At 62.6% G+C, this 14,278-nt stretch carries 11 protein-coding genes; 10 read left to right on the top strand and 1 reads right to left on the bottom strand.

Annotated features, from left to right (window positions below):
- Positions 1-14 precede the first annotated feature (14 nt).
- The 10 genes from ftsH (at position 15) to VES88_13885 (ending at position 12,626) form a co-directional block, all read left to right on the top strand.
- The gene (ftsH, locus tag VES88_13930) at positions 15-1,985 is read left to right on the top strand and encodes an ATP-dependent zinc metalloprotease FtsH (protein HYN82589.1); all 1,971 of its coding nucleotides are present in this window, start codon (positions 15-17) and stop codon (positions 1,983-1,985) included.
- Positions 1,982-2,926 (top strand): dihydropteroate synthase, encoded by a 945-nt coding sequence (gene folP / locus VES88_13925; GenBank protein HYN82588.1) that lies wholly within the window; start codon positions 1,982-1,984, stop codon positions 2,924-2,926. Before ftsH ends, folP begins: the two co-directional genes overlap by 4 nt.
- 67 nt (positions 2,927-2,993) lie before the next feature.
- Complete coding sequence (locus VES88_13920) at positions 2,994-4,583, top strand: DUF2723 domain-containing protein (protein HYN82587.1); 1,590 nt, start codon at positions 2,994-2,996, stop codon at positions 4,581-4,583.
- 157 nt (positions 4,584-4,740) lie between these two features.
- The gene (locus VES88_13915) at positions 4,741-5,043 is read left to right on the top strand and encodes a hypothetical protein (GenBank protein HYN82586.1); all 303 of its coding nucleotides are present in this window, start codon (positions 4,741-4,743) and stop codon (positions 5,041-5,043) included.
- A gap of 263 nt (positions 5,044-5,306) precedes the next feature.
- Positions 5,307-5,588: a hypothetical protein gene (locus tag VES88_13910; GenBank protein HYN82585.1), complete on the top strand. Its 282-nt coding sequence runs from the start codon at positions 5,307-5,309 to the stop codon at positions 5,586-5,588.
- 66 nt (positions 5,589-5,654) lie between these two features.
- A complete protein-coding gene (locus tag VES88_13905) occupies positions 5,655-6,287 on the top strand; it encodes a sigma-70 family RNA polymerase sigma factor (GenBank protein HYN82584.1) in 633 nt (210 codons plus the stop codon).
- 90 nt (positions 6,288-6,377) lie between these two features.
- Positions 6,378-6,944, top strand: a complete 567-nt coding sequence (locus VES88_13900) for a zf-HC2 domain-containing protein (GenBank protein HYN82583.1) — start codon at positions 6,378-6,380, stop codon at positions 6,942-6,944.
- Complete coding sequence (locus VES88_13895; protein HYN82582.1) at positions 6,941-9,889, top strand: CHAT domain-containing tetratricopeptide repeat protein; 2,949 nt, start codon at positions 6,941-6,943, stop codon at positions 9,887-9,889. The genes VES88_13900 and VES88_13895 overlap by 4 nt, the downstream gene beginning before the upstream one ends.
- Before the next feature lie 194 nt (positions 9,890-10,083).
- Complete coding sequence (locus VES88_13890) at positions 10,084-11,445, top strand: hypothetical protein (GenBank protein HYN82581.1); 1,362 nt, start codon at positions 10,084-10,086, stop codon at positions 11,443-11,445.
- A gap of 164 nt (positions 11,446-11,609) precedes the next feature.
- Positions 11,610-12,626, top strand: coding sequence for a hypothetical protein (locus VES88_13885; GenBank protein ID HYN82580.1), 1,017 nt, complete (start codon positions 11,610-11,612; stop codon positions 12,624-12,626).
- Between the two features lie 94 nt (positions 12,627-12,720).
- Here VES88_13885 and ahcY read toward each other — a convergent pair whose 3' ends face one another.
- Positions 12,721-14,235, bottom strand: a complete 1,515-nt coding sequence (gene ahcY, locus VES88_13880; GenBank protein HYN82579.1) for an adenosylhomocysteinase — start codon at positions 14,233-14,235, stop codon at positions 12,721-12,723.
- Positions 14,236-14,278 lie beyond the last annotated feature (43 nt).

Genomic DNA, 14,278 nt, shown 5'->3' with positions numbered 1-14,278 from the left:
TGCCACTACCAACAATGTCACAGAAACCAAAGGCTCCGGGAAAATGGGGCAAGGCCTCGAAGCAGCTCTCATTCTGGGTGCTGCTCGTCCTGCTCGCCGGAACTCTGTTCACATACATGTCGGGCGCGAAGGAAGCCGCACCGCAGATCTCCTATACCCAGTACAATCAGGAGGTCGAGCGAGGCAACGTTGCCGCCGTCACCATGCAGGAAGGGAAGCTCGTCACGGGTGAGTTCCGGACTCGTGTACAGATCAACAACAGGCCGGCGTCCCGCTTCACCGTTCTCCTTCCGATCAAGGATTCCGATCGTGAGGTGACACGATTGCAGGAGAAGGGAGTGCAGATTCGCGCCGAACGCGAAAGCACCTCGTTCGGCAGCGTGATCTTCATGATTCTGCCCTACATAATAATCTTCGGCGCGTGGATGCTCATCCTCCGCCAGATGCAGTCGGGCGGCGCGAAGGCTTTCTCGTTCGGCAAGTCGAAGGCGAAACTGCTCACCGCTGATTCGCCCAAGGTCACTTTCGCCGACGTCGCCGGAGCAGATGAAGCAAAGGTCGAGCTCGAAGAGATCATCGAGTTCCTGAAGGATCCTCAGAAGTTCACCAAGCTCGGCGGACGCCTTCCCAAAGGCGCGCTTCTTGTCGGTTCTCCAGGCACAGGGAAGACGCTCCTTGCTCGCGCGGTAGCCGGCGAGGCTGGCCGTCCGTTCTTCTCCATGTCCGGTTCCGATTTCGTCGAGATGTTCGTAGGGGTCGGCGCGTCTCGAGTGCGTGATCTATTCGAGCAGGGCAAGGCGCATGCGCCGTGCATCATCTTCATCGACGAGATCGACGCCGTCGGCCGCCACCGCGGCGCGGGGCTTGGCGGCGGACACGACGAACGTGAGCAGACGCTCAATCAGCTTCTCGTGGAGATGGACGGGTTCGAGTCGAATGACGGTGTCATTCTCATCGCGGCGACGAACCGTCCCGACGTTCTCGATCCCGCGCTCCTGAGGCCGGGCCGGTTCGACCGTCAGATTGTCGTCGACGCTCCCGACCTGCGCGGACGCGAGGGCATTCTCAAGGTCCACACGCGCAACAAGCCGATGGCGGACGACGTCAACATCACGACACTTGCCCGTGGAACTCCGGGCATGTCCGGTGCGGACCTGGCCAATCTCGTGAACGAAGGCGCGCTGCTCGCTGCTCGCCGGAATCACGATAAGGTCTATATGGTAGACCTCGAGGACGCGAAGGATAAAGTCATGCTTGGCGTCGAGCGGAAGTCCATGGTGATGAGCGAGCAGGAGCGCAAGCTCACCGCCTATCACGAAGGTGGGCACGCTGTGTGCACGATCAAGACAAAGGGCAACGACCCGCTCCACAAGGTCACGATTGTTCCCCGCGGTCGCGCGATGGGTCTCGCTTTCACTCTGCCGGAGGATGACCGTCTGTCGATCACCCGGGAACAGCTCGAAGCGATGCTGGTGCGCATGTACGGCGGGAGGGTTGCCGAGGAGCTGGTGTTCGGTCACGAACGGGTGACGACGGGCGCGTCGAGCGACATCCAGCAGGCCACGGGACTGGCGCGACGGTATGTGAGCCAGTGGGGATTGTCGGACGCGATCGGCCCGATACTGGTTGGCGACAACGAGCAGGAGCTCTTCCTGGGACGCGAGCTTCAGACGAGACGTGAAGTCTCTGAGCGCACTGCCCAGCTCGTGGATTCGGAAGTGACGCGCGTGATCAAGGAAGCGTACGCGCGCGCAAAGGAAACGCTGACCGAGAACCTTGCACTGCTGCACACCGTGGCTGCGGCACTTCTCGATCGTGAAACACTTACCGGCGACGAGGTGCAACAGCTGGCGCGCGGCGAAACGCTCGCCCCGCGGCCGGCACCGCCTCCGCTTCCGCCGGCCGCAGTGAAGGAATCGTCGCCGGCGCAGCCGAAGCCGGCCAAGCCCCCGCTCTTCGGTGGACCGGAGGTCGCTCCTGCGTGACGGGAATTGGCGAGCAGCACGGCGCGGTGAAGGAGCCGCGCCGGCTGCGCGCCGGCTCGAATGAAATCGTTCTCGATCACCCAATTGTAATCGGCATCATCAACGTTACCCCCGACAGCTTCACCGACGGGGGTAATTTTTTTTCGCCCGCGAACGCCGTGGCGCATGCGAGGCGGTTGGTTGCCGATGGCGCGGATGCCCTCGAGATCGGCGGCGAATCAACGAGGCCCGGCGCGACTGCAGTCGAGCCGGAAGAAGAGATCAGGCGCGTGGTTCCGGTCGTTGTAGCGGTGCGCGAGCGCTGGCCTGACCTTCCAATCTCGGTCGACACGAACAAGGCGGAGGTGGCTGCGGCCGCGCTCAGGGTCGGCGCAACGATGGTGAACGACGTATCGGCCCTCCGGCTCGATCCGATGATGGGGCGAGTTGTCCGGTGGAGCGACTGCGCCGTGATTCTGATGCACTCGCGGGGCGACGTCTCGGAGATGGCCAGCTACGACCACGCGGACTACGGAGACGATCCCGTCGCGACGATAATTGGAGAGCTGGCGTCGCGGGCGAAATACGCCGAGTCGATCGGGGTCGCGCGGGAGCGCATCGTGCTCGACCCGGGGCTTGGCTTTTCAAAGCGCACAGAGCACTCACGCGCGGTGCTGCTAGGACTGGATGTTCTCGCGGAGTGCGGGTACCCGGTCATGGTGGGCACATCGAGGAAGCGATTCGTGAAGGAGGGGATGGCCGAGGGTTTGGCTGCTATGAAGGGAGCCGGCGAACCTGTGGATCCGGCCGAGTTTTCAATCGCCGAGCGCGACGCGGGCACGGTAGGCGCGAGTATTGTCGCGCTGACCCGGGGTGCGATGCTCTTTCGCGTGCATGATGTGCGCGCGCACCGCCGCGCGCTCGATGTGGCATGGTCGATCATCAAGAGCGACCACAGCTGATCTCTCATTTCGCCCGTGCAAGCTCACGGATAGTGAGCGGCAACGAGTGCAAGGGGCCGTGCGCGAGATGCAGAGAAGCCTGAAGAAGATTCGGAGGCATAAAGCCGAGCTCGCGACCGGAGCGACGCTCCTCGCGGTTTACCTCGCGACGCTCGCCCCGAGTGTCACGCTTTGGGATTCAGGCGAGTTTCTCTCCGCAATTCATTCGCTCGGTATTCCTCATCCTCCCGGCACACCGCTTTACGTCCTGATCGCGAATGTCTGGGCTAAGGTCTGGGCGCCGCTCTTCGGGTTCGCGTATTCCGTCAACATGCTGTCCGCTGTCTGCACGGCAGCTGCGTTCGCTCTGCTCGCGAATCTTTTCGTGCGATGGACTGGTGACCGGCTTGTCGCGTTTGCCGGGGCGGTGTGTGCGGGTGCGATGTCGACCGTATGGCTCAACGCGAATGAGACCGAGGTTTACGCCGTAGCTCTGCTGGGAGGCTGTATTCTCCTGTGGATCGGCAACGAGGCGGGGGAGACGTCACAGCGGCGCTGGCTCTTCCTCGGCGCGTACGTTACCGGGCTCGCGTGGGCGCTTCACCTGACGGCACTGGTTCCGCTGCCCGCGGCGCTTTACCTCGCGCTGGCCAAGCGACCGCTGCGCGATTTCCTGCGCGCGTCGCCGCTCCTGATAGTGCTGGCTCTGCTGGGCGCGTCCGCCGTGTTGTTCATGCTGGTGCGCGCCCCGCATGACCCCTCGCTGAATCAGGGGAATCCGTCAACGCTTACTGCGTTCGCCGACGTCGTGCTGCGGCGGCAGTACTCGGTCGCGCCGCTCTGGCCAAGGCAGGCGCCGCTTTTCATCCAGCTCGGAAATTTTGTCGAGTACTGGGACTGGCAGGCTGCCCTGAGTCTCGCGCCGGACCCGCCTCCGTCCCTGGCACGGACGGCAATGACGTTTCTTTTCTCCGTGCTCGGGGTTGTCGGGTGCATGAAGCACCGGAAAACAGACCGGCGCAGCTGGCGAGCGATGTGGATACTCTTCGCGACCTCGACAATCGGCGTCATCATCTATCTGAATCTGAAGGCCGGTCCCTCGTACGGCGCGGGATTTCTGCCGACAAACGCGCCTCACGAGGCTCGGGAAAGAGATTATTTCTTTGCCCCGGCATTCATATGCTGGGGGATGTGGGCCGGCTATGGAGCGGTGCGGCTGATGCGAGGCGCCACGGTAACGACGCGACTCGCCCCGCTCGGGGCGCTGGTGGCGATCCTTCCGGTGTTCCTCAACTGGAACGCGGTCAATCGTCGCAGCGAGCCGGTTGCATCTGAGGCGCGACTCGCCGCGACGCGAATTCTTACCTCCGCTCCGAAAGGCGCGGTGATTTTCGCCCGCGGTGACAACGAGACATATCCCGTCTGGTACATGCAGGAAGTCGAAGGACTAAGGCGCGACGTCACCGTTGTCGTTATCCCACTGCTTCCAGCGCAGTGGTACCGCGCCGAGCTCGAGCGACGCTACGCGCTTCTTCCGAACGACGTCGTAATAGGCTGGAAAGGCGCAGCCCCGACCCTTGCCGCGGTGTGTGCTCGCGCCGGTGAATTGCACCGGCCAGTTGCGCGTGCGGCTACCGGTCCGGATAGTACATTTTCCGCCGTATGCGAAACCCGCTGACGATGACTTCTTTCTTCGGGCGTGTGATCAAATTCTTCCTCGCTTTGCCCTTCGCGGTGTGCGGCCGGGCACGCGCACGGTCAATGTTCGCCGCGTCGGTTTTGAGCCGACGGAGATTCCTCTAGACGTCAGCTCAGAGAGTCCTGAGGACTTTACAGTGCGACTCGCGAACTTCGTTCCGACGCTCGACACAGTCGTCGTGACCGCGATGCGCCTCGATGCCGGGCTCGATCGCGTCGGATTCTCGCGACGAAAAAAGGCCGGAATGGGCGCCTTCATCGGGCCCGAGAAAATCAAGGACCTGCGCGCGGTTCAGTTTTTCGAACTTTCAGCTCCGTCCCGATGCTGCGACGCGCCTACGATCGCTACGGTCGCGCGAAACTGGTCGGGCGGCCGCACGCCTGGGGCACCGGGTGCATTAACTATTTCGTCGACGGTATGCCGTGGCTCGACAACATAAACGTGGAAACCGGCGTGGGCGGAATCGAGGATTTCATCATGGTTTCCGAGGTGGGGGGCAATCGAAGTCTGTGCTGGTGCGTTTGTACCCAGCTCGTTCGTGCGCGGCCTCACCGACTGTGACATGACGGTTGCGGTCTGGACGAGGCCCAAGCTTGGAATACGCTGACACTTGATTCTTTGAAGACTCCTTACTCAACGAGAGACTTTCGTCGCGACGCGCTTATTCCGGCCGGTACGCTGCTCACGCGGGCGCGTGTCTCAGTGGAAAGCGTGTACATGTTGTCCGGCAATGACGAGCGCTTCGTTCTGCGCAATCTCCGCTCAGGAACGCGTTCCATGGTGGTTCGCCACCTCGGCCACGATATGAAGGAAGTGATCGTCGCGCACGAGCTAACGATGGCTTTGACAACCGGCCTCCTGTTGCGTGATGCCGGTGTGTTCTTTTGTGTTACGGAATGCGGACTGAGTTTGTGCGCGTTCGCGATTTCAGTTTGCGGATCGATCACCCCAACCCTATGTTCGTGGCTGCCGGTCTGCGTATGAACAGGGCAAGAAACCTGTGCGGGTCTCCCCAGCATGGCCGATGCTCGGACGGAAGCGTTACACCGATTGCTGGAGTCGAATGACCCGGCCGCGCTAGACGCCGACTGGGCCGAGTTTCTGCAGGGCTACAGCCGGTTGATTCTTCATGTCGCTCGCTCCGTCTGCGACGACCCCGACCGCGCGATGGATCACTACGCATACGTCGTCGAGCAACTCCGCGCTGACGATTTCAGGCGATTGCGCACCTTCGTTGCCGACGGCCGCAGCGAATTCTCGACATGGCTTCTCGTGGTGACGCAGCGCCTTTGCAGAGATCATCACCGACACATTTATGGGCGTCGCCGCAATAACGGCGACGGCTCACATTCGGACGACGACCTAGCAGCACGGCGTCGTCTGGTCGATCTGATCAGCGCGAAGGTAGATCTTGACTACCTGGTGGATGATCACGGCTTCGATGTGGAGCACGCACTTCGCACCGATCAGATGCACGCGGTGCTGGGGATGGCGCTCGCGTCGCTGGAGCCGAGAGATCGCCTTCTTATCAGACTTCGGTTCGAGGATGGCTGCAGCATGCCGGAAGTCGCCAGAAGTCTCGAGATGCCGTCGAGGTGGCATGCCTATAGGAGACTGGACGAAGTCCTTACAACGCTGAGGGTCGCGCTCAGGCGAAACGGCGTTTCGAGTGGTGCTCCGTGAATCGTCCAGCGGAGAATCTACCGCACACGGATCCAGCTCCTTCCGTTTCACATCGTGAGTGATGTGAATTCGCCTGGCAACGGAGACGCGATGGCCGAGCACCCGTCAAGTGAAGAGGTCGCCGCCTATTTGGGTAACGGTCTGGCGGCCGATGCCCGGCACGCACTCGAAGCGCACATCGCTGAGTGTCGCACCTGTCGCACCGAGATTTCGTCGGCTCGCCGGCTCCTCGCCAGCGGTCGATCGAGACAATGGCAGTGGATCGTGCCCACGGCCGTGGCGGCCGCCGCTGCGATTGCGTTTTTCCCAACCTCGTCGTCATGGCGCGCACGTGAGGAACCGACTCGGGCGGCGAACCGCGCGAGTTCCGGCAGCGCCGTCAACCTGGGCATCGTGTCGCCCTCTGGCCAGGCGAGCGTCACAGGTATCCCGGTGTTCACCTGGCGGGCTGACGGATCAGAAGCTCTCTATCGGTTCTCGATTACCGATGCCGGCGGCGGCCTGATCTGGTTAGCCGAGACACAGGATACGATCATCTCGCTTCCGGCTGACGTGTCTCTCGATGCGAATCGCGAGTACCTATGGAACGTGGATGCGGTCGATCCGGAGGGTGGGACAATTTCGACCGGTACGCACCGCTTCCGAATCTCACGATGATTCGATGGCAGGCAGGAGCTGTCATCGTCGCAACTGTGCTATCCGGCTGTTCCGAGTCAAAGGGTGAACGCGCCGTCGCCGGTGCCGTAACACCAAAGGTTCTCACCGCCTCTGACCTCGCGCGACGGAATCAGCTTGGCGCAATGGTCGCGCGTGGCGAGTCGGCGTACTCAAGCGGCGCGATCGACAGCGCGCGTGCTGTCTGGACATTGGCGCTCGCTGAATCGCGCGCGGTTGCTGATCCGCCGAGTGAAGCGCGGATCCTCACGTGGCTGGGCTTGGCAGCGTATCGCCTGGGTAATTACGCCGAGTCGCGTTCCCTTGGCGAAAGAGCTTTGGCGCTCAAGCAGCAGCACGGGGTTTCCTCAGATCTGTTCAAATCCTACAACGCGCTGGGTCTTCTGGCGTGGAATGAGGGAAGATTGAGTGACGCGATTCTGCTTTATCAAAAGGCCACTGAGGTCGCTCGTGCAGCCCGCGATCAGGTCTCTCTCGCGAAGGCGGCGAACAATGTAGGACTGGTTCATGCCGAGTTCGGCGATTTCGCGCGGGCCAGGGTGGGATTCGAAGAGGCTTATCGCGCTGGCATGCTGTTGAATGACACGCTCATTCAGGGACGCGCGCTCACGAACATAGGGATGCTTGACGTCGAGACAGGCGATCCGGGCTCCGCGATTCCCAGATTGATTCGTGCGAGATTGCTGTCGCGTGCGGTGGGCGACCGCACCGGAGAGCAGAACACTCTCGGACAGATGGGCTCCGCCTACGACCGGATGGGTGAGACTCGCCTTGCGCTCGCCGCTCTGGACAGCGCTCTGACTCTCTCGCGTCGCCAGGGGCTCAAGCAGGAAGAAGCCAGCAATCTCGAGCTAATCGCCGGCTTCCACAGGGAGGCGGGAAGGTTGAGGCAGGCGCTGCGGCTCTACCGGGAAGCGAACTCAATCAATCGCGAGGTCGGTCTCGAGGTCGAGCGCGGCACCAACCTGCGCGGCTCGGCGGAGATTCAACTCCTTCTTGGCCGGAGCGATCTGGCACGGGCGAACGCGAAGGCAGCTCTTGAGATCCATCGCTCAACGGGCGCGCGCCTTCAGGAAATCCGCGATCTTCTTCTGCTCGCCGACATGGACTCGTCACCGGGTGGATCGGTGACTGTGGCGCGAGGCTGGCTTGAGGACGCCGATCGAATTTCGAAGGCGCTCGGAGCGAGGACCGCGAGAGCCGAAGTGGCGTTGGGGAAAGCAGTGATCGCCGATCGCGCGGGCACCTTTCGTGAGGTATTGGCGACGTTGCGTGGCGCACGAGCCGACATGTCGGCCGGGGGTTACCGCGCCGAGTGGGCGGCATCGGCTATGATGGCGCGCGCCTACGCCGGATTGTCGCAGCTCGATTCAGCCGCAGTCGAGGGCAGGCGAGCCATCGCCGCAGTCGAACGCGTTCGCGGAAAATTCGGGTCCGGACTTCTGCGGACATCGTTCTTGGCCGACAAGTCCGTTCCTTACGCCGATCTTGTCGATGTTCTTCTAAGGCTGGGCCGTACGTCCGAAGCCTTCGAGGTTGCCGACGCGGCAAGGAGTCGATCGCTGCTGGAGAACGCCGCCGCAACGAGTCGTGATGGCGGCGCGGGTGGCGCGACTATCCGCGCACTCGGCGCTGGCGAATCGATTCTCCGGCGCATAGATGTTCTGATCTCCCTGCTTGACGGGATCGAGGAGACGCCGCCGTCCGAGCGCCACACGGAAACTGCCGCGCGGGCCATTTCGCTGACTGCTGAGTTGTCAGCGGCGCGCTCGTCTTATGAGGCGCTGATGGTTCGCGTTTCCGAACGCGATGCGGCAGGCAGCGCGATGCTCGGGACAAGAACGGTGAGCACAACCGAGGTGCAGCGCGCACTCGGCGCCGACGAAGCGCTGGTGGAGTTTCTCCTTGCTCCGGAGCGTCTGGTGGTGTTCGTCGTTACGAAAGCGAGCATCCGCAGCGTGTCCCAGGGCGTCAGCCGAACCGACATCGAGCGAAGGGTGAGGATCGCGCTAAATGTTCTCGGGAAACGGACCACCCCGGCGAGCACAAGCGGTGACGTGCTCGCCGGACTACGCTCAGCGCTGATCGGGCCGGCCGAAGGAACGGGACTTCTAAGGAATGTGCGGAGACTGATCATCGTGCCTCATGGCGCGCTGGCTTATGTGCCTTTCGCTGCGCTCAGGGACGGACCCGCGGGGCGGTACCTGATAGAGGACTACTCGCTGACTCATCTGCCATCGGCCGCCGCGGTTGCCGTGTTGCGCGGCAAGCCGCCATCGTTGCGAGACATGCCGGTCGCGATGCAGCCACTCGCATTTGCACCGTTCTCTTCCGAGCTGCCTGGCTCCGCGCGCGAAGCACGCGCGTTCAGTCGGGCGATTCGCGGAGGAGCGAGCGTCGTAGGCGCGGCTGCGACCGAGCGTCAGCTGCGAAACGCTTTAGAGCGGAGCGGGATCGTCCACATCGCCACGCACGGCGTGATGAATCCGCGCAATCCGATGTTCTCGCGGGTCGAGATGGCGAGAGGCTCCGGTGCCGTGGACGACGATGGACGCCTCGAAGTACACGAGGTGCTCGGTCTTCGTCTTGCCGCCCGACTGGTGTTCCTGTCCGGCTGTGAGACCGCGCTCGGGATCGAGTCGAATCAATCCGCAGCGGGAGAGGATTACGCCACGCTGGCCCAGGCATTTCTTTATGCTGGCGCCTCATCGGTAGCAGCGACGCTCTGGCGAATCGGCGATGACGGCGCCGCGGAATTCGCCGCCCGCTTCTACTCGAGACTCATTGGAATGGCCGCTCCTGAGGCACTGGCCGCGGCGCAGCGGGAACTCATACGCGACAAGCGCTTCGGAAGTCCCTACTACTGGGCGGCGTACCAGATCGGCGGAGCGGACGAAATTCGTCAACAGCCCGCAAAAAGTGACTAGCGCGTCCCCACCACACTTGAAAGGCACTTTCCTGTCCTTCCACGGGGAAGCCTATGTGCCACCCCTGCGCAGGCTTTCCTGTCTGCTGGCGCTCGTCCGTCGCCGACGCTGTGGAGAATCGACGATCGCACAAAGACCGGCGGGTGTCCGTACTACATCAACAGAAGTCACACGCTCATCAACCGGATGGCGCAATGATACGTTTTTCGACGTACCGATCATTGAAGTGGCGTAGCGCGGCGCTTGCCGCCGTCTGCGTGCTTGCCTGCACCGATCCTGTTCCGACAGCGCCGAAAATCGATCTCCGTCTCGCGCGGGGCGGTGCGGGCGGAGGACCGACCGTAAAATCGACCAATCCTTCCTCCGCCGCTGTCTCCACCACACTGAGCGTTCAGGTTTTTGGCTCAGGGTTCGAGCCAGGCTCGCGCGCAGTGTGGGCGTTGAACGGGGATACGACTGGAACCGTGACGAAGGTGAAGACGAATTCGACGACCTTCGTCAGCTCCACGGAGCTCATCGCAAACATCACTATCGAAAGCGACGCTTCGTTCGCCCTGTACGACGTCGTCGTGATCACCCTTCTGGGAAAGAAGGGTATTGGAATCGAGCTGTTCGAAGTGACGCAGGCCACCGACCTCGGCACACTCGGCGGAGCGGACAGTGAGGCGCTCGGAGTCAACAACTTCACCCAAGTCGTCGGCTGGAGTGATCTCCCGTCGGGTGAGGACCGGGCCTTCCTGTGGACCAAAGTAGGCGGCATGCAGAATCTCGGGACTCTCGGCGGCAACTCCAGTAGGGCCTACGCGATCAATGACAACGGACAGGTCGTGGGCTCCAGCGTGACGGCTTCCGGGGAAACCCACGCCTTCCTCTGGACAGCGACCGATGGAATGCGCGACCTCGGGACGCTCGGCGGCGTACGCAGTGAGGCGTATGCGATCAGCGAGAACGGGGCGATAGTAGGGACGAGCTACATAAGTGGTGGAGGCCCGTCGGCGGCGTTCTTCTGGTCGGCAGGCGTCATGGAGTATCTCGGGGTTCTTTACAGCCAAGCCAGGGGCGTCAACAACGCTGCGCAGGTCGTCGGATGGACGTCGGAGCCTTCGAGCAGAGCGCTGCTCTGGACGAAATCCGGTGGGGCGTGGACGTCGGAAGAGCTGGTCGTTCCCAACGCAAGCAGCAGCTACGCCTACGCCATTAACGAGCCCGGGCAAGTAATAGGTGGTTTCATGTCAGTATCCGGCGGACGCCGTGGCTTCTCGTGGACCAGAGCGAGCGGAGCCATGGAGCTTCCCCCCATCCCGCGCGGGAAGGAAAACTGGGCATATGCGCTCAGCGACGCGGGACGGATTGGCGGGTGGGGGAATGACAAATCAGGCTTGAGCAATCCTCACCCGACCATCTGGGAGCCGAAGGCGGACGGATGGACGGTACGCGTCATCTCTGGGACGTCGGTAGCCGATAGCTGGGTCAGCGCCGTGAACGACAACCATCAGGCAGTCGGTGTCCGGAGAAACGTCACTGGTGATCGCGCTACACTGTGGGATGTGCCATGAGGCCGGCGTCCACGTCGCCACGTCGTCATGATAGACGACGTACACTCGGCGCCGCGCGCGCCGGCAAAGGAAGAGTCATGAAGTCCACTCGGCTTGTCGCACTCGCAGCTTGTTTCATCGCGGCTTGTGAAAGCCCAACGCGTTCAGCGGAGGTCGGCGAGGATTTGACCCCGCTCGCTGCGAAGCCGCTGGCGTCGCCCTCCATCACCGTCACCGCACTGCCGTCGCTCGGCGGCGCGGCCGGCGCCAACGGGATCAATGACGGAGGCACGATCGTGGGTCAGAGCATCGACGCCGCAGGCTCCGGGAACGCAGTCAAGTGGACGTTGCAGAGCGGAGCGTGGACGGTTGCGCAGCTTCCGGATGGACTTTACGGCAGCGCCGCTGCAATCAACGCAACCGGAAACATCGTCGGCAGGGGCGGCGACCCGCACCGCGCCGTGCTCTGGCCCGCTGCCGGAGGAGGGTCGGTCGTCCTCGGCTGCGCCGCCTTTGATTTCGGGCCTGATGCCGCCGTGGCGATCAACTCCGGCGGCACTGTCGCTGGCTACCGGAGGGACGGGTCGATCACGAGAGCCGTGGTTTGGCGACCGGGACCGGGCCTGTGCCGGGAGGATCTTCCAGCGCTGGTGCGCGGAATGTCAGCTGATGCCCGCGGCATCGACGACGCCGGCAATGTATCTGGCCACGCGTACGATGCCGCAGGCAAAGAGTGGGCGGTACGCTGGGCGTTCAACGGCACGTCGTGGAATCCCCCCGACACGCTGAAGGCCGGCCTGTATGCTGGAGCCTGGGCAAGCAATAGCGGCGGGGATATCGCAGGCAGCGCCTGCTTGGGCACTCCGCCGTCAGGATGCCAGGCCCACGCCGTTTTGTGGCCGCGTCCTGGTAATCTCGTAAGGACGGACCTCGGCACGCTCGGCGGACAAGTGAGCGCCGCCTTCGCCCTCAACTCGACAAACGAGGTGGTCGGCTGGAGTCTGACATCGCGGAATCGCAGCACGCACGGGTTCATCTGGTCCACGACAACTGGAATGCGTGGCCTCGGTCCGCTTAAAGGCGACAGCCGCAGCGAGGCCTACGGCGTCAACAACGCGCAATCCAATGGCAGCAGGCAGGTGGTTGGGTTTAGCAGCGTCAATTCCGGCACGCAGCGAGCCGTTGTCTGGACGGTGCCATAGCAACAACGGGAGGAGTTGCGCGCATTTCTCCCGTTCTGCTCATCGCAGAGTTTGACTGAGGCTCTGGCCGGAATCGACTTGCATGCGTTGCGCGCTAGTAGCGGTACATCTCCGGCTTGTACGGCCCCTCGACAGGAACGCCGAGGTAATCCGCCTGGTCCTGAGTCAGCTTCGTGAGCCTCACGCCGAGCTTCGGCAGATGGAGCCGCGCGACTTTTTCGTCGAGATGCTTCGGCAGCGTGTACACCCGCGTCTCGTACTTCCCGGCGTTCTGGTGCAGCTCGATCTGCGCCATCACCTGATTCGAGAAGCTCGCCGACATCACGAAGCTCGGGTGACCAGTCGCGCAACCAAGGTTGAGCAAACGGCCCTCGGCGAGAATCATCACGCTGTGACCGTCGGGGAACACCCACTCGTCGTACTGAGGCTTGATGTTGATACGCTTCACGCCGCGCGCCTTCTTCAGGCCGGCCATGTCGATCTCATTGTCGAAGTGACCGATGTTGCCGACTATCGCCTTGTCCTTCATTCGTGCCATGTCGGCCGCGGTAATGATGTCCTTGTTGCCGGTCGCCGTGACGAAGATGTCAGCCGTTTCGACAACTTCCTCGAGCGTCGTGACCTGATAGCCTTCCATCGCCGCCTGCAGTGCGCAAATCGGATCGATCTCGGTGATCACTACGCGCGCGCCCTGGCCTTTCAGAGCCTGCGCGCAACCCTTGCCGACGTCACCATAGCCGCAGATCACAGCGACCTTGCCGGCCAGCATCACGTCGGACGCGCGAAGGATTCCGTCGGTGAGCGAGTGACGGCAGCCATAGAGGTTGTCGAACTTGCTCTTGGTCACGGAGTCGTTGACGTTGATCGCGGGGAAGAGAAGTGTCCCCGCTTCCATCATTTGATAGAGGCGGTGCACCCCTGTCGTCGTCTCCTCGGAGACGCCGCGTAGATCCTTGGACATCCGAGTCCAGCGCTGCGGATCCTTCTTGAGCTCGCGCCGAAGGAGATTGAGTATGACCTCATATTCCTCGGAATCCTTCCTGGGATCGAACTCGGGAACGCGTCCAGCTTTCTCGAACTCCACCCCCTTGTGAACGAGAAGCGTCGCGTCGCCGCCATCATCAAGAATCAGATTCGGCCCCGAGCCATCGGGCCAGACGAGCGCCTGGTCGGTGCACCACCAGTACTCCTCGAGCGACTCACCCTTCCATGCGAACACCGGAGTGCCCTGTAGATCGCCGATCGTGCCGTTCCTTCCGACGACCACGGCCGCGGCGGCGTGGTCCTGGGTCGAGAAAATGTTGCACGACACCCAGCGCACGTCGGCACCAAGCTCGACGAGAGTCTCGATGAGAACCGCGGTTTGCACGGTCATGTGCAGCGATCCCATGATCCTTGCGCCGGCGAGTGGACGCTGACCGCGATACTCGTCGCGCAGCGCCATCAGACCTGGCATCTCGTGCTCGGCCAGCCTGATCTCGTTCCGGCCGAACTCGGCGAGGGAGAGATCGGCAACGTTGAATGGAAGCCGGCCGGGGCTGACGGCGAAATGGTTGAGCTCCGGTACATCGGTGCCGGTCGTGGCGGGAAGTTCGGCTATGCTGGTCACGATCATTTCCTCTGTCATTGAATGAAATCTAGGGGCTCAATGC

The organism is Gemmatimonadaceae bacterium, from assembly GCA_035633115.1.
In the GTDB taxonomy this organism is placed as follows: Bacteria; Gemmatimonadota; Gemmatimonadetes; order Gemmatimonadales; family Gemmatimonadaceae; genus UBA4720.
This window is presented reverse-complemented; position numbering and strand designations above follow the sequence as displayed.

Excerpts from the sequence above, each read along its gene's own strand:
- VES88_13890 (HYN82581.1), top strand. The coding sequence starts at position 10,084 with ATGATACGTTTTTCGACGTACCGATCATTGAAGTGGCGTAGCGCGGCG.
- VES88_13920 (HYN82587.1), top strand. The coding sequence starts at position 2,994 with ATGCAGAGAAGCCTGAAGAAGATTCGGAGGCATAAAGCCGAGCTCGCG.
- VES88_13895 (HYN82582.1), top strand. The coding sequence starts at position 6,941 with ATGATTCGATGGCAGGCAGGAGCTGTCATCGTCGCAACTGTGCTATCC.
- VES88_13900 (HYN82583.1), top strand. The coding sequence starts at position 6,378 with ATGGCCGAGCACCCGTCAAGTGAAGAGGTCGCCGCCTATTTGGGTAAC.
- ftsH (HYN82589.1), top strand. The coding sequence starts at position 15 with ATGTCACAGAAACCAAAGGCTCCGGGAAAATGGGGCAAGGCCTCGAAG.